This window comes from Streptomyces phaeolivaceus (genome assembly GCF_009184865.1).
GTDB classification, from domain to species: domain Bacteria; phylum Actinomycetota; class Actinomycetes; order Streptomycetales; family Streptomycetaceae; genus Streptomyces; species Streptomyces phaeolivaceus.
The window spans coordinates 7,093,393-7,108,769 of the sequence record NZ_CP045096.1; the positions used below are offsets into that span (position 1 = coordinate 7,093,393).

General features: G+C 71.7%; 13 protein-coding genes. 7 read left to right on the forward strand and 6 right to left on the reverse strand.

Annotated elements, in window-relative coordinates:
* Window positions 1–110 precede the first annotated feature (110 nt).
* The 5 genes from F9278_RS32895 to F9278_RS32915 all read right to left on the reverse strand — a co-directional run bounded on the left by F9278_RS32895 (window position 111) and on the right by F9278_RS32915 (window position 3,479).
* The gene (locus F9278_RS32895; RefSeq protein WP_152166950.1) at window positions 111–1,289 is read right to left on the reverse strand and encodes an IS701 family transposase; all 1,179 of its coding nucleotides are present in this window, start codon (window positions 1,287–1,289) and stop codon (window positions 111–113) included.
* Between the two features lie 178 nt (window positions 1,290–1,467).
* Window positions 1,468–1,740, reverse strand: coding sequence for a hypothetical protein (locus F9278_RS32900; RefSeq protein ID WP_152171545.1), 273 nt, complete (start codon window positions 1,738–1,740; stop codon window positions 1,468–1,470).
* A gap of 217 nt (window positions 1,741–1,957) precedes the next feature.
* Window positions 1,958–2,185 carry a DUF3107 domain-containing protein gene (locus tag F9278_RS32905; RefSeq protein ID WP_005480533.1) on the reverse strand — a complete coding sequence of 76 codons (228 nt, stop codon included), beginning with the start codon at window positions 2,183–2,185 and terminating at the stop codon, window positions 1,958–1,960.
* Between the two features lie 233 nt (window positions 2,186–2,418).
* Window positions 2,419–3,060, reverse strand: coding sequence for a TetR/AcrR family transcriptional regulator (locus tag F9278_RS32910; RefSeq protein ID WP_152171547.1), 642 nt, complete (start codon window positions 3,058–3,060; stop codon window positions 2,419–2,421).
* 200 nt (window positions 3,061–3,260) lie between these two features.
* Entirely contained in the window at window positions 3,261–3,479 is a 219-nt protein-coding gene (locus F9278_RS32915) for a hypothetical protein (RefSeq protein WP_152171548.1), read from the reverse strand.
* A 318-nt stretch (window positions 3,480–3,797) separates the two neighbouring features.
* Here F9278_RS32915 and F9278_RS32920 point away from each other — a divergent pair, with 318 nt between their 5' ends.
* The 7 genes from F9278_RS32920 (at window position 3,798) to moeZ (ending at window position 13,655) form a co-directional block, all read left to right on the forward strand.
* Complete coding sequence (locus F9278_RS32920) at window positions 3,798–5,054, forward strand: alpha/beta fold hydrolase (RefSeq protein WP_152171549.1); 1,257 nt, start codon at window positions 3,798–3,800, stop codon at window positions 5,052–5,054.
* 8 nt (window positions 5,055–5,062) lie between these two features.
* Entirely contained in the window at window positions 5,063–6,790 is a 1,728-nt protein-coding gene (locus tag F9278_RS46425) for a DUF3152 domain-containing protein (RefSeq protein ID WP_193241739.1), read from the forward strand.
* A gap of 190 nt (window positions 6,791–6,980) precedes the next feature.
* Window positions 6,981–9,137 (forward strand): DUF3492 domain-containing protein, encoded by a 2,157-nt coding sequence (locus F9278_RS32930; RefSeq protein WP_152171551.1) that lies wholly within the window; start codon window positions 6,981–6,983, stop codon window positions 9,135–9,137.
* On the forward strand, window positions 9,134–10,522 hold the full coding sequence (locus F9278_RS32935) for a hypothetical protein (protein ID WP_226967063.1): 1,389 nt from the start codon (window positions 9,134–9,136) through the stop codon (window positions 10,520–10,522). The genes F9278_RS32930 and F9278_RS32935 overlap by 4 nt, the downstream gene beginning before the upstream one ends.
* Window positions 10,523–10,716: 194 nt before the next feature.
* A complete protein-coding gene (locus F9278_RS32940; protein ID WP_086752258.1) occupies window positions 10,717–11,676 on the forward strand; it encodes an NAD-dependent epimerase/dehydratase family protein in 960 nt (319 codons plus the stop codon).
* Complete coding sequence (locus F9278_RS32945; RefSeq protein WP_152171552.1) at window positions 11,664–12,413, forward strand: spherulation-specific family 4 protein; 750 nt, start codon at window positions 11,664–11,666, stop codon at window positions 12,411–12,413. Before F9278_RS32940 ends, F9278_RS32945 begins: the two co-directional genes overlap by 13 nt.
* 63 nt (window positions 12,414–12,476) lie before the next feature.
* Window positions 12,477–13,655 (forward strand): adenylyltransferase/sulfurtransferase MoeZ, encoded by a 1,179-nt coding sequence (gene moeZ, locus F9278_RS32950; protein ID WP_152171553.1) that lies wholly within the window; start codon window positions 12,477–12,479, stop codon window positions 13,653–13,655.
* 116 nt (window positions 13,656–13,771) lie between these two features.
* Here moeZ and F9278_RS32955 read toward each other — a convergent pair whose 3' ends face one another.
* Window positions 13,772–15,289 carry an alpha/beta hydrolase gene (locus tag F9278_RS32955; protein WP_152171554.1) on the reverse strand — a complete coding sequence of 506 codons (1,518 nt, stop codon included), beginning with the start codon at window positions 15,287–15,289 and terminating at the stop codon, window positions 13,772–13,774.
* Window positions 15,290–15,377: the final 88 nt, after the last annotated feature.

Genomic DNA, 15,377 nt, shown 5'->3' on the forward strand with positions numbered 1-15,377 from the left:
GCGTTTGTAGTGGGAGCGGCGGGCACGGGCCTGGCTGCGTCGTCGGAAGCGTGACCAGTGCAGATGATGGTCGTTGCTGTGGTGGCGGGGCGTGACGATGATGTGGCCGATCAGTCGGCGGATCTCCGGGACGCTGAGGGGTATGAGGTCTTGCTCGTCGTCCGCTCCGCCCCTTTTGCGGCTTCTGCGGCGCGGACGGCGGTCAGGTAGGCGAGGGCGGCCATGGCCAGGGTGATGTGGCGGTACCAGGCCCGGTAGAGCCTCACCTGGTAGTGGTCCAGGCCGCACTCGCCCTTGGCGGTCTGGAAGCACTCCTCCACCGCCCACCTCGCGGCGGCTACCTTGACCAGGTCTTTCAGCCGGGAGGCCACCGATCCGTAGCAGACGTAGTAGGCGATCTCGGTGGGGTCGCTGATGCTGCGGCGGGCCAGAACCCAGTGCCCGAAGCCGTTCTCCCAGTACGGGCGGATGGCGACGCGGGCCCAGTCGTAGATCCGTTCGCCGTGCGCGCCCTGGCCCCCGGAAACCCGCTTCCACGCTTGCCTGGGCAGGGCGGCGACCAACTGGTCCACCCTGGCGTCGCCGCCGTCCGCCGTGGTCACGGTGTCGTTGACCTTGGTGGCCAGTACGTGCGCGATCCTGCGTTCCTCCAGCCATACCCGCAGGTGCTTGACCTGCCCGTATGCCTCGTCAGCGGTGACCCACGCGAACGGGATGCCTGCGTCGACGGCACGTTGCAGCATCCACTTGCAGTGCTCATTCTTGGTCGCGAAGGGGATCTCGTCGTCGATCCCGGCTGCGCGGCAGCGCTCACGGTCATCCGTCCAGGAAACGGGGATGTAGAGCTCACGGTCGATCAATGCCCGCCCCCTGGCGGAGGCGTAGGCCAGGAAGGTCCCGATCTGGCAGTTCTCCGTGCGGCCGGCGGTACCTGTGTACTGCCGCTGGACTCCGGCGGACTTGGTGCCCTTCTTCAGGAAACCGGTGTCGTCGCAGATCAGGACCGCGTTCTTGGCTCCGATGGTCTCCACGACGAAGTCGCGCACATCGTCGCGGACCGCGTTCTCGTCCCAGTCGGAGTGGTTGAGCAGGCGCTGGACGCCGTCCGGGCGGAGCTGCCCGACCTGCTCGGACAGCGTCCACCCGTTCTTCTTCTCCAGCGGCGCGACGAGTCCGTTCAGGTAGTCCAGCGCCCGCTCGCGGGGCTCCGACCTGCCGAAACGGTGGGCGAACCGGGCATGGAGCCCGGCCACCCCCTCGGACCACGACTCGACCTGCTCAACCGTCAGCGCATCAGCACACAGTCATACCAACGAGACCGCCGACCATCCGTCACGCCAGATGCGGTTGCAGTACTAGTCGCCGTGGGGTGCGGTGTCGTTCTGCGGGTGCGGCGCTCGTCGTGGCCGGTCGCGCAGTTCCCCGCGCCCCTGAACGGACGGCTTCGCCGCCGTGGGAGGGTCTTCCTCAGGCTGTCGCGGAGCTGCTGCGTCGAAATCGTTCCGTCGGGCGCAGCAGCAGGGACAGGGAGGCCGCCGCGACGATCAGCGCGCCGGTGAGGATCAGCAGGTAGTTCACGGAGCCCAGCGTCGTGTGGGTCAGGAAGGCGCCGAAGAGGCCGCCCGCGGTGCCGGTCGGGAGGACCAGGGTGCGGGACGGCAGGCGGTGCGGCAGACGGTAGGCCGCGGCGCAGGCAAGGACGAAGCCGAGCAGTGCGGATCCGAGTGCTTCCAAGAACATGATCGGGTTCCCTCCCGCACGGCCTGGCCTGGGCAGATCGGTCGTAGCCGGTACTACCCGCGAGTCAAGGAACGCAATCATCGTCTGTGCGGGAGATGTGGTGGCTCTGTGCGCTTTCCCCCGTGGGGGCGACGAGCGGCGGACATACGCAGGGGCCCGGTGGTTTCACACCACCGGGCCCCTCCGTGCACCTCTTGTGCCTCTTGCCCACAGCTGACTACAGCGCGCTGAAGCCCACCTTGCGGACGGCCGACTCGCCGATGTCGACGTAAGCGAGACGGTCGGCCGGGATCAGCACCTTGCGGCCGTGCTCGTCCGTGAGGCTCAGCAGCGCCGACTTGCCGGTCAGCGCCTCGGCAACGGCACGCTCGACCTCCTCGGCACTCTGACCGCTCTCCAGAACGATCTCGCGGGGCGCGTGCTGCACGCCGATCTTGACCTCCACGGCTATGTCCCTCCGACGGTCAGTGAAATGCGCGGGCTTCCGCGCCGTACGCAGCACACATTAGCCCGGTGAGGGGACGCGCACGCTCCGCCCGAGAACGCCAGGAGCGAACAGAGGCCGGGAACAAATCGTTCGACCGCGAACGGAGCTGTCGAGCGACGCCGTCGAGCGACGCCGTTGATCAGTGCCGCCGATCAGTGCGGTCAGTCAGTGCAGTCAGTCAGTGCAATCGGTCAGTGCTGGTCGATGCCGTGCAGGGGGAAGCCGGCGATACCGCGCCAGGCCAGCGAGGCCAGCAGCTGGACCGCCTGTTCGCGCGGGACGCTGCGGTCGCTGTGCAGCCAGGACCGCGCCACCACCTGGGAGAGACCGCCAAGACCGGAGGCGAGAAGCATCGACTCCGCGCGCGAGAGACCGGTGTCCTCCGCGATGACGTCGCAGATGGCCTCGGCGCACTCGTTGGTCACCTTGTCGACGCGCTCGCGCACGGCGGGCTCGTTCGTCAGGTCCGACTCGAAGACCAGCCGGAAGGCGCCGCCCTCGTCCTCGACGTACGCGAAATAGGCGTCCATCGTGGCCCGGACGCGCTGCTTGTTGTCGGTCGTCGACGCCAGCGCGCCGCGTACGGCCTGGATGAGGGACTCGCAGTGCTGGTCCAGCAGGGCCAGATAGAGGTCGAGCTTGCCGGGGAAGTGCTGGTAGAGCACCGGCTTGCTGACTCCGGCGCGTTCGGCGATGTCGTCCATCGCGGCCGAGTGGTAACCCTGGGCCACGAAGACTTCCTGGGCGGCGCCCAGCAACTGGTTCCGTCGGGCTCGGCGCGGCAGGCGCGTGCCTCGCGGGCGCGCCGCCTCTGTCTGCTCGATGGCTGTCACGCCGCCTCCCAAAATCGTCCACATGCGGTGAGCGCCGCGCCGCCATCGTACTTTTCGGTAACCCGGGTGTGCGCGGTGCGAGCGCAGAATTTCACGGACCGGACGCCGGGGAAAGTGCCGCGTACCACGTCAAACAGGTGCATGGCGGGCAGACGGAAGCCCTTTCTCGTCACCGGTCGTCGTCCCAGGTGAGGGTCGGGTTACCGGTAGTCGTCCTCGTCCAGGGAGACCACCCTGGCCTGTTCCGCCAGGTCCGCCTCGTTGGCGGCGTCCGGGTCGGCGTCGGTCAGCGGGTCGTCCCGGTTCCGGGCGACGTCGGTGTGCTGCTCGGCGGCGTCGGCCTCGGTGGCCTCGACGTCGTCGAACTGTACGGAGTCCTCCTCGGCGAAGGTGTCGGGATCGGTCGGGTCGACGGCCATCGTGGGTTCCCCTTCCTGGTGCTGCCCCGGTGCCGCCGGTATGTCCCCGGCGGCAGGTGGGGCCGCGTACGGGTTCCCTCTTCGCGAGCCCGGATGCCCTGTCCGCGAGCCCGGATTTCCCTGTCTGCAAGCCTACCCACGAGCCTATCGAGCCTGGGAGACGGCGATCGCGGCGCTGTGCGGTCCGCGCGGACCGGCCGCCGCGACTGCTCGCTCCGGTCCTCGCTCCGGACACCCGTGGCAAGTGGCCGAATAGTGGTCTGGTCTGTGACGGCGAACACATGAGCCACTGCGTGATCGTCTCGTAACATTGCCCGCATGTCTTCGACCGAGCTGCCGTCCCTGCTGACCGCCACCGCGTCGCCGAAGGCGAGTGCCGTGCGTGTGGCGCCCGGTGAGCGGCTGAGGACGGTCCGGCTGCCGGGGATCACCCTCTCGGTCCGGTCGAGACCGCCGGCGCGCGAAGGACTGCCGCCCGCCCTGTACGTGCACGGTCTGGGCGGGTCCTCGCAGAACTGGTCCGCGCTGATGCCGCTGCTCGACGCGTGCGTGGACGGCGAGGCGCTCGATCTGCCCGGCTTCGGCGACTCGCCGCCGCCGGACGACGGCAACTACTCCGTCACCGGACACGCGCGCGCGGTCATCCGTCACCTCGACGCGTCCGGGCGCGGTCCCGTGCACCTCTTCGGCAACTCCCTCGGCGGCGCGATCACGACCCGGGTCGCCGCCCTCCGCCCCGATCTCGTCCGCACCCTGACCCTCGTCTCGCCCGCCCTGCCGGAGTTCCTCGTGCAGCGGACCGCCGTACCGACGGCGATGTTCGCCCTGCCGGGCGTGCCGAGGCTCTTCGCCCGCTTCACCAAGGGCTGGAGCGCCGAGCAGCGGGTACGGGGCGTCATGGCGCTCTGCTACGGCGACCCCGGCCGCGTCTCGGACGAGGCGTTCCGCAACGCCGTCGAGGAGATGGAGCGGCGCCTCCAACTGCCGTACATGTGGGACGCGATGACGCGTTCCACCCGGGGGCTCGTGGACGCGTACACGCTGGGCGGACAGCACTCTCTCTGGCGCCAGGCCGAGCGCGTCCTCGCCCCGACGCTCCTCGTCTACGGCCGCCGCGACCAACTCGTCGGCTATCGCATGGCCCAGCGCGCGGCCCGCTCCTTCCGCGACTCCCGTCTTGTCTCGTTGCCGGAGGCGGGACATGTGGCGATGATGGAGTATCCGGAGGCGGTTGCCGCCGCGTTCCGTGAACTGCTCGTGGACACAGGGAAGTCGGGCGACGAGGCGGGTGCGGAGGACGCGGGGCCGATGGGCTCGGCGTCGGTGGGTTCAGGGCCGAGGGGTTCGGGGTCGAGGGGCTGGGATTCGGGTGCGGATTCGCCTTCGCCTTCGGCTTCGGTGAGTTCGGCCGGTAAGGGTGCCGGCAAGACTGTTGGTGCGGTGGCTTCGGGTTCGGCTTCGGTCGGCGATTCGAATGAGGGTGGTCCGGTGGGCGGCGGTGGTTCGGCCGGTGCCGACGGTGTCGGATCGGCTGCCGAAGGGCCTCCAACGGGCCCTCCCGGCGTGGGGAGCTGAGGCGCGGCGTGGGACGGCACAGCCGCAAGGGGCGGGCGCCGAAAGGCGACACGAACGACACAAGGGCAGCCCGGACGGCGACGTCCGCCGGGCCGGACGACCGCGGACCTGCGGCGCCGCGAGCGCCGGAGGGCCAGGCCGTCCGGGGTGTCCCGGGCGCGGGCGGACCGGCGATTCCGGGCGCCAGGGGCGCTTCGGTGCCGGCGACTCCGACGGCTCCGGCGGGGGCCCGGTCGCCGGGCGGTACCCCGCGGCTCCGCGGATACGACGGCGCCCCCGGCCAGGGGGCGCCGAGGTTCGCCGGGGGCGCGCCAGGGCAGCAGGGGCCGCGCTTCCCCGACGGCACGCCCGCGCACGGATTCCCCCGCTTTCCCGACGGCACCCCGGCGCACGGGGTGCCGCGTTTTGCCGATGGCACTCCGGCGCACGGTTTTCCCCGGCTGCCCGACGGCACTCCGGCGCGCGGCTATCCGCCGAGTCGTGGTGGGCACCCCGAGCAGCGTGAAGAGGGCGGGGGCTGGGGGCATCTGGGTGGTGGTGGGCGCCGTACGGGTGCCGGACACGGCGTGGCGCAAGGGGCTCCCCAGGGGGCCCCGTATGGTGTGCCGGGCGAGGCGTCACCCCCCGGCGCCCCGTACGGCGAGCCTTCCGAGCGTTCCGGTCGCCGCACCCCCATTCCCCGGCAGCGGCAGGAGACCATGCCCCCCGGAGGCCCCCGCCAGGCCTATCTGGATGCCTTCGACGAGGTCGACGACATCCACACACCCGGTCGGACACACCGTGCCGCGCCGGGCGCCGACGCGGACGGCCGGGTCGAGGTGGCCCTTGAGGAGATGCCGCTGCGGGAGGCTCCTTCGCGGCGGGAACCGCTGTCCGAGGATCCTCCGGACGACGGGTCCGCGGCCGGGTCCGGGGAGACGGCGAAGGGCGGCAAGGGGCGCGCGTTCGCCGGGATCGCCGCCGCCGCGGTGACGACCGTGCTGGTGGTCGTCGTGGGCGGGCAGATGACTGGCGGGGACGAGGGCACCGTCACACAGCCGCAGGCCGCCGACGCCGGCGAACGCGATGTGCGCGACACCTCGCGCAGCGACGACCGGCCCACACCGTCCAGCTCGCCCAGCCCGAGCGCGACCCCGCTGTCGTACGACCAGAAGATGGGCGAGAAGTACGCGCTCGCCGCCGATCTGAAGGGCGGCGGGAAGTTCGAGGCGGTCAAGGGCTTCGACAAGGCGCCGGGGACGGGTGAGAAGTTCCGCTACCGGGTCGATGTCGAGAAGGGACTCGGCCTGGACGCCGCGCTGTTCGCCGAGGCGGTGCAGAAGACCCTGAACGACGACCGGAGTTGGGCCCACAGCGGCGGCCGTACGTTCGAGCGGATCTCCTCGGGGACACCGGACTTCGTGATCACGCTGGCCAGCCCGGGGACCACCGCGTTCTGGTGTGCCAAGTCGGGGCTCGACACGACCGTCGACAACGTGTCCTGCGACTCGGCCTCCACCGAGCGCGTGATGATCAACGCCTACCGCTGGGCCCAGGGTTCCGAGACGTACGGCGACCGGATCCATCCGTACCGGCAGATGCTGATCAACCACGAGATCGGTCACCGCCTCGGCTACAACCATGTGACCTGCGACAAGGACGGCGACCTCGCCCCCGTCATGCAGCAGCAGAGCAAGTTCCTGACGTACGACGGGATCACCTGCAAGGCCAACCCTTGGCCCTACCCTGGTAGTTGACGGGCCGTGATCACGTGATCCCTTAGCGCGACAAAAGGCGTCCCGCTAGGGAAAGTTACGACCGTTCACCCCTTTTGGTGGCGCGATGGACAACCGTCCGTCGCGCCACCGCCTTGTCCGCATACGTTCGTCCCGCTGCGAGCCGCCGGGTGAACGGCGGCTCCTCAAACGGGAGATCGGGGGTGCACGCGTGCGCATCGGACTGCTTACGGAGGGTGGCTATCCGTATGTGAGCGGTGACGCCAGGCTCTGGTGCGACCGACTCGTACGCGGGCTGGAGCGACACGAGTTCGACATCTACGCGCTCAGCCGGAGCGAGCGGCAGGAGGACGAGGGCTGGATCCCGCTGCCGAGGCAGGTCAGCCGGGTCCGCACGGCACCGCTCTGGACGGCCGAGGGCGACGGGGTCGTCCATGGCCGCCGGACCCGCAGGCGCTTCGCGGAGGCGTACGGCGAACTGGTGGCGGCCGTGTGCTCGGGCGGAGGAGGCGGGGTCGGGGTTGCGGCTGGGGTCGCAGCCGGGGTTGCGGCTGGCATGGACGGCGGGGCCGGTGCGGCCGGTGTGGCCGGAGATGCCTCCCGAGGTGGGGCCGACGTTGAGGCGGACCGTTTCGGCAACGCGCTGTACGGGCTCGCCGAGTTGGCGCGTGACGAGGGTGGGCTGGTCGGCGCGCTGCGCTCCGAGGTCGCCGTGCGCACGCTGGAGCGCGCCTGTCGTGCGCCGGGCGCACTGCGGGGGGCGCGTGCGGCTCGCGTACCGGATCTGCTGACGGTCGCCTCACATCTCGAACGCGCCCTGCGCCCCCTCTCGCTCGACTGGTACGAGGACGACGGGCTCGGCTCGGTCGACCTGTGCCACGCGGCGGCGGGCGGCTCGGCCGCGCTGCCCGGACTGCTGGCCCGGCACTTCCACGGGGTGCCGCTGCTGGTCACCGAGTACGGCGTGCCGCTGCGGGCGCACTACCTCGGGGCCTCGGGGGAGCCGCCGGTGCGCGCCCTGCTCGCGGCCTTCCACCGGCGGCTGACCGCCGAGGTCTACCGGGAGGCCGCCTGCCTCACCCCCGGCAACACCCACGCCCGGCGCTGGCAGGAGCGCTGTGGCGCCGACCGCGCCAGGATCCGGACGGTCTACCCCGGCATGGACGCCGCCCGCTTCGCGCAGGTCGGCGAGTCGGCGGAGTGCGCGGATCCGCACACGCTGGTCTGGGTCGGCCGTATCGAGCCCGCCAAGGACCTGATCTCGCTGCTGCACGCCTTCGCCGAGATCCGCCGGGCGGAACCCAAGGCGCGGCTCAGGATCGTCGGAGCGGCGGCGGGGTCCGAGGCCGTCGCCTATCTGGGGCACTGCAAGGCCCTGGCCGCACAGCTCTTCCCCGACGAGGCGGACGGCGTCCACGCGGTCGGCGACAACCCCGTCTCCTTCGAGGGGATCGGCGACCCGGCCGTCCCCGACCTGGCCGAGGCCTATGCGGCGGGCGCGGTGGTCGTGCTGTCCAGCGTCGTCGAGGGCTTCCCGATCAGCCTGGTCGAGGCCATGTTCTGCGCCCGGCCGACGGTCTCCACCGATGTGGGCGCGGTCGTGGAGGTCATCGGCGGCACCGGGCTCGTCGTACCGCCGCGCAATCCGCGGGCGCTCGCCGAGGCGTGCGTGGCACTCCTGCGAGAACCCGAGCGCCGCGCGCGCCTTGGCGCCGCCGCCCGCGCACGAGCCCTCGAACTCTTCACGGTGGAACAGAACGTCGAGGCATTTCGTGGCATCTACCTCGAAGTCGTCTCCCACGCCCCGGTACGCAAGGTCGTCCTCGACGACTCCGGCGAACCACGGCCCTTCGGAGCGCCCGCCGAGGCCCGTGTCCCCGGCCGCTGGACCGATTCCCAGGTGGCGACGGGAGGGCTTGGGGTTGCGGGGGTCGCTGGTGTGGCAGGAGTTGCTGGTGTGGCGGGGATCGCGGGGGTCGCCGGTGTGGTGGGGGCCGCCGGGCCCGGTGGGGGTGCTGCCGGGAGGCCGCCGTGGGCCGTGGGGGCGCCCGTGCGGGCGACGGTGCCGCCGCCGGCCCCGGCCCCGCCGCTGGCACCTGGCTCGGCATCGGCACCGGGCGCTGTGCCTGGCCTTGCACGGGGGCCCGTGGCCCGGCCGGTTCGGGAGGCGGCATCCGGCACAACACCCGACACAGCACCCGACACGGCTCCGCCCTCGGTGTCCGCCCCGGTCACGGCTTCGCCCTCGGTGTCCGCCCCGGTCACGGCTTCGGCTTCGGCGTCGGCCGGGGATCCGGTCCTGGCCACGGAGAGGGCCTCGGGCACGGGGGCCGGGGAGCCGGTGCCCGCGGGGGAGGGGGCGCGATGAGCGAGCTGCGCTTGGACGGGCTGGACGAGTTGGACGGGTTCGACGGACTCCACGGGGCGGATCGCTCGGCCGTGGACGGGACGGACCGCTCGGCCGTGGAGGCGGCGGATCGCACGGACGCATTGGACCGCGCGGACATCCTGGACCGCTCGGCAGCGTCGGACCGATCAGCAGCGTCGGACCGATCAGCAGCGTCGGACCGCTCGGCAGCGTCGGACCGCTCGGCAGCGCCGGGCCGTTCGGACGGGGTCGCCCCGCCCGAGACCACTGCCCGGCTCATCGACGACAGCTCCGCCGCGGCCGAGGCCAAGGCTTCTCCGCGCCGCGGTGGCGTCGATCCGGTGAAGGCCCTGATGCACCGGCACCGGGTGCTGTGCGAGCGGGCGGTGGACCCCTTGGAGATCGCCGCCGGGCTGGAGGCGCACGGGGTGACCGACCGCACGGCTGCCCGCTTCCGGCACCGGGACGTCTTCTCGCTCGCCGAGGAGATGTACGCGCGCGTGTCGCGCGACGCGGAGGAATCCACAGAGCGCGAGCCGGTGCCGAGCGCGCCCGGCGCACGCCGTGGCTGGGCCGTGCTCGCCGTTCTGCCGGGCACGGTGTGCGCGGCGGCCGTCGTCGGAGTACGCCTCACCGACGGCCAACCCCGTCTCGTGGCCGCCGCCCTCGGCGCCCTCGCGGTGGCGCTCTCCCTCCGCGTGGCCCTCGACCGGGGCCCACTGCGTGTCCCGCCGGACATGGCGGGCCGCACCCGGATCTGGACCTGCTGGCTGGTCGCGTACGCCCTCCTCGGCGACGGCCTGCTCACCGCCGGTCTCGACGGCGGCCCCCACGGCCTCTGGCCCATGGCCCTCGCGCCCGTACTCGCGCTCGCCCTGTCCTGCGCCCCCGCCGTCTGGTGCGCCCACCTCCTCTCGGTACGCGCCCGCCGCAAACTGGCCGCCAGCCGGGGCCTCGCCGAGTTCGCCGACTCCGTGCAGCCCCTGATCCTCGGCGTGTTCGCACTCCACCTCTGCGCTCTGGGCGCTCTGCTCGCGCTGAGCGGCGCCGTCCTGGACGAGACCGCCGGGTACGCCGGCGCGGGTGCCCTGGGCGCGCTCCTGCTGCTCGCCCGTCTCCTCACCGCCCACGGGTTCCCCCAGGCCCCGGCCGTCGCCCTCCGCGCCGCCGCCGTGGCCGTGGCGCTCGCGCTGGGCACGGTCTTCGCGAGCCGACTGCCCGGCTGCTCCCTCCTGTCCGTCCCGGTCGAGACCGTCGCCGAGGCCTGGGGCCCCGGGGCCGTCCCCGCCCTCGTGTGCGGCGCCGCCGCGCTCGCCCTGCTCGTCCACGCCACCCGCACGCTGACCCGGGCCTCGGCCCACGCCCTGCCCTCCGGGGCGACCTGACCCACCTCGGGCCCCGCACGGCCGAACACCGCCCTGCGAGCCCGAGTCCGACCGATGCGCGGGACATCCGTCCCGGGCGTCACCTCCCGCGGGGCCGACACCGCGGGCCCACCTCATCACCCCGGCACCACCCCATAAGGAGAACGCCAGATGATCACCTCCCGAACCGGAGAACCCGCCCCGGGAGCCGCCCGATGAGGGTCCTGCTGATCGGAGCCAACGGATACCTCGGCCGCTTCGTCGCCGAGCGCCTGCTCGCCGACCCGGCCGTACAGCTCACCGCGCTCGGCCGCGGCGACGACGCCGACGTACGGTTCGACCTCGCCACCGGCAGCCCTGGCGCGCTCACCCGCTTCCTGGACGCCGTCCACCCCGGAGTCGTCGTCAACTGCGCCGGAGCCACCCGCGGCGGCGCCCGCGAACTCACCCGGCACAACACCGTCGCCGTCGCCACCGTCTGTGAGGCCCTGCGTCGCAGCGGCTGCGGCGCCCGACTGGTGCAGCTCGGCTGCGGCGCCGAGTACGGGCCCAGCCAGCCCGGCTCCTCCACCGCCGAGGACGCCGTGCCCCGCCCCGGCGGCCCGTATGGCGTCAGCAAACTCGCCGCCACCGAACTCGTCCTCGGCTCCGGCCTGGACGCCGTGGTCCTCCGTGTCTTCTCGCCCGCCGGACCCGGCACCCCCGCCGGCTCCCCGCTCGGCCGCCTCGCCGAAGCCATGCGCCGCGCCATGCAGTCCGGCGACGGCGAGCTGAAACTCGGCGGCCTCGGCGTCCAGCGCGACTTCGTCGACGTCCGCGACGTCGCCCGCGCCGTCCACGCCGCCTCGCTCTCCGCCGCCCAGGGTGTGATCAACATCGGCTCGGGCCGAGCCGTACGCCTCCGCGACGCTGCCGCCGTCCTCGCCCGCGTCGCCGGATACGGCGGCGCCCTCCACGAACTCGACGCCCCACCCGGCCCCCTCAGGCCCACCATCGGCCACCCCCGCCCCGAACCGGACCACGCGGGCCCCGTCTCCTACCCCTATCCGGACGGCTGCGGCAGCTGGCAGCAGGCCGATGTGCGCACCGCCCGCGACCGCCTCGGCTGGCGGCCCCGCATCAATCTGGAGGAGTCCCTCGCCGACATCTGGATGGAGGCGGCATGCCGTATCTGACCCCCTCCCCGTCCGGCGTCGCCAGTACCGGCTTACGTCTGCGCTTCGGCATCCCCGGCTATGCCCACCCCCTCGTCGCTCCCCTGGAATGGGGCGAACTCACCCGCCCCGGCACGCCGCTGCACTGGGTCGTCCTGAACGTCTCCGACGGCCCCGGCACCCGCCCCGACCCGCACTGCCTGGAAGCCGCCGGACGGCTCCGGAACGGGGGCGTCCGGGTCCTCGGCCACCTGGACACGACCTATGGGGCGCGCGCCCTCGCCGAGATCGCCGCCGACGCACACCGCTATCTCGACTGGTATCGGGTCGACGGCTTCGTCCTGGACCGCTGTCCCACCGGGCGCGGCGCCCTCCCCGAGACCGGCCGCACGGTCACCGCGCTCCGGACCCTCCTCGGCGGCGGCCACCTCGTCCTCGGCCACGGCACGCACCCCCACCCCGGATATGTGGAGATCGCCGACCAGCTGGTGACCTTCTCCGGGCCGTGGAGCGACTACCGTTGGTCGCAGGTGGCCGAGTGGACCGCAGACCATCCGCCCGAGCGCTTCTGCCATTTCGTCCATGGTGTCCCGCGCGGCCACCTCGACGAAGCGCTGCGCATCGCCCGCTGGCAGGGCGCCGCCACGATCTACTTCACCGACCGCACGGACCGCGGCGGACGGATCGACCCCTGGGAGACGATGCCCGGCTACTGGGACGAAATCGTCTCGCTGGTTGGAACGGGTGTCTCGGAATGAAAAAGGGCGTGGCAGTGTTACGGGGAGAACAACTGTAGTGATTGACCGACCAACGGAGTCCCCGTGTCGCTGCCACCCCTGGTCGAGCCCGCTTCCGAGCTCACCGTAGACGAGGTCCGCAGGTACTCCCGCCACCTGATCATCCCCGACGTGGGCATGGACGGGCAGAAGCGGCTGAAGAACGCCAAGGTGCTCTGTGTGGGCGCCGGCGGCCTGGGCTCGCCGGCGCTGATGTACCTGGCCGCGGCGGGTGTCGGCACGCTCGGCATCGTGGAGTTCGACGAGGTCGACGAGTCGAACCTGCAGCGCCAGATCATTCACAGCCAGGCCGACATCGGCCGCTCCAAGGCCGCGTCCGCCCGTGACTCCGTCCTCGGCATCAACCCGTACGTGAACGTGATCCTCCACGAAGAGCGGCTCGAGGCCGAGAACGTGATGGACATCTTCAGCCAGTACGACCTGATCGTCGACGGCACGGACAACTTCGCGACCCGCTACCTGGTCAACGACGCGGCCGTGCTGCTGAACAAGCCGTACGTCTGGGGCTCGATCTACCGCTTCGACGGCCAGGCCTCCGTCTTCTGGTCCGAGCACGGCCCGTGCTACCGCTGCCTCTACCCGGAGCCCCCGCCGCCGGGCATGGTCCCCTCCTGCGCCGAGGGCGGCGTCCTCGGTGTGCTGTGCGCCTCCATCGGCTCCATCCAGGTCACCGAGGCCATCAAGGTCCTCACCGGCACGGGCGAGCCGCTGGTCGGCCGCCTGATGATCTACGACGCCCTGGAGATGCAGTACCGCCAGGTCAAGGTCCGCAAGGACCCGAACTGCGCGGTCTGCGGCGAGAACCCCACCGTGACCGAGCTCATCGACTACGAGGCCTTCTGCGGCGTCGTCTCCGAGGAGGCCCAGCAGGCCGCCGCCGGCTCGACCATCACTCCCAAGCAGCTCAAGGAGTGGATCGACGACGGCGAGAACATCGAGATCATCGACGTCCGCGAGATCAACGAGTACGAGATCGTCTCCATCCCGGGCGCCAAGCTGATCCCGAAGAACGAGTTCCTCATGGGCACCGCCCTGGAGTCCCTCCCGCAGGACAAGAAGATCGTCCTGCACTGCAAGACGGGTGTCCGCAGTGCGGAAGTCCTCGCGGTCCTGAAGTCGGCCGGTTTCGCCGACGCGGTCCACGTCGGCGGCGGTGTGATCGGCTGGGTCAACCAGATCGAGCCGAACAAGCCGGTCTACTAGACACACGCCTTCCCGAGAGGGGCTCGGCACTACGAGTGCCGGGCCCCTTTCCGCTGCCGCCCGCGCGACCGGGAGAGGGAAGGGGTGGGCGAGTGGGGGTCGGCGGCGGCCCCTGTCTACGTGCAGACCTTGCCGTCCTTCGGTACGGTCCCGTCCAGCAGATACGCGTTCACCGTCGAGTCGACACAACTGCTGCCGCTGCCGTACGCGCCATGGCCCTCGCCCTTCCAGGTGAGCATCACACCGACGCCCTCGCCCAGTTCCCCGGCCATCTTCCGCGCACCCTCGTAGGGCGTCGCCGGGTCCCCGGTGTTGCCCACCACGAGGACGGGCGCCGCTCCGGGGGCGCTCACCTCCGGTGAGTCCGTCAGGCCAGGCACCGGCCAGTCGTAGCACCAGCCCGCGGTGTCCCAGCCCAGGTACTCGCCGAAGACGGGCGAGATCTTCCGGAACTCGGGCAGCAGCTTCTTCGTCTCCTCGGGAGTCGGCCGCTGCTTCTGGTCCAAGCACGATATGACCCGTTGGGAGTGGGTCGTCGTGCCGTAGCGGCCCGAGGGGTCGCGCTCGTTGTAACCGTCGGCCAGCGTGAGCAGCTCGGTGCCGTCGCCGTCCTCGGCCGCGTCGAGCGCGCTGGTCAGCGTGGACCAGCTCTGCTCGCTGTAGAGCGGCAGGACGATACCGGTGGTGGCCAGCGTCTGGGTGAGTTCACGGCCGGACGTCGTCGCCAGGGGCTCGGCATCGATCCGCTCCAGCAGGGCCTCGATCTTCCGGGTGCCCGCCGCGGGGTCCTGGCCCGTGGACTTCAGATAGTTGTCCAGCGCGCGCTGGAAGCCCAGGGTCTGGTTCTTCGCGTGGCCCACGGTGTCGGCCGTGGGGTCGACCACCGCGTCCAGGACCAGGCGCCCCACGTTCTCGGGGAACAGATGGGCGTAGACCCCACCGAGCTCGGTGCCGTAGGAGATGCCGAAGTAGTGCAGCTTCTCGTCGCCGAGCGCCTGGCGCATGAGGTCCATGTCGCGGGCGGTCTCGGTGGTCGAGACATGCGACAGCAGCTTGCCGGCGGCCTTCTCGCAGCCCGCGCCGAAGTCGGACGCGTCCTTGAAGAAGGCCGTCTCCTCCGTCGCGTCGTCCGGTGTGGCGTCCACCGACTCGCCCGCCTGGATCTCCTTGTCGCTGCGGCAGCGCACCCCCTCGCTCTCGGCCACCCCGCGCGGATCCCAGCTCACCAGGTCGTACCGCTCGTGCAGTTCGCTCGTGAGGCCCGCGTACGACGGCAGCATGGACACGCCCGAGCCACCGGGCCCGCCGAAGTTGAACAGGAGGGAGCCGACACGGTCGTCTGCGTCACCGGTCGCCTTGCTGCGGATCAGGGCGAGCCCGATCGTGCCGTCGTGCGGTTTCGCGTGGTCCAGCGGCACCTTCAGCGTCGCGCACTGCCAGTCGTCGCCCGGCGCCGGGCCCTCCGAAGTCGCCTCGCAGCGCCCCCAGTCGAGCTTCTGCGGCGCCGCTGCGGAAGTCGAGGCAGCCTTTCCGTCGTCCGCGTCCTCGCTCGCCTTGTCCTCCGTGCCGCCACTACAGCCGGCGATCAGCAGCACGGCAGCGGCCAGAGCCGCCCCCCGTGGAAAACGCGCCATGAGCACTTCCCCCCTCTCGCGATACCGTCCACCGGATGTCCCGAATGGCAGTCATGCCATGGTATGCGGACCGCCGTGTCGGCCGAGA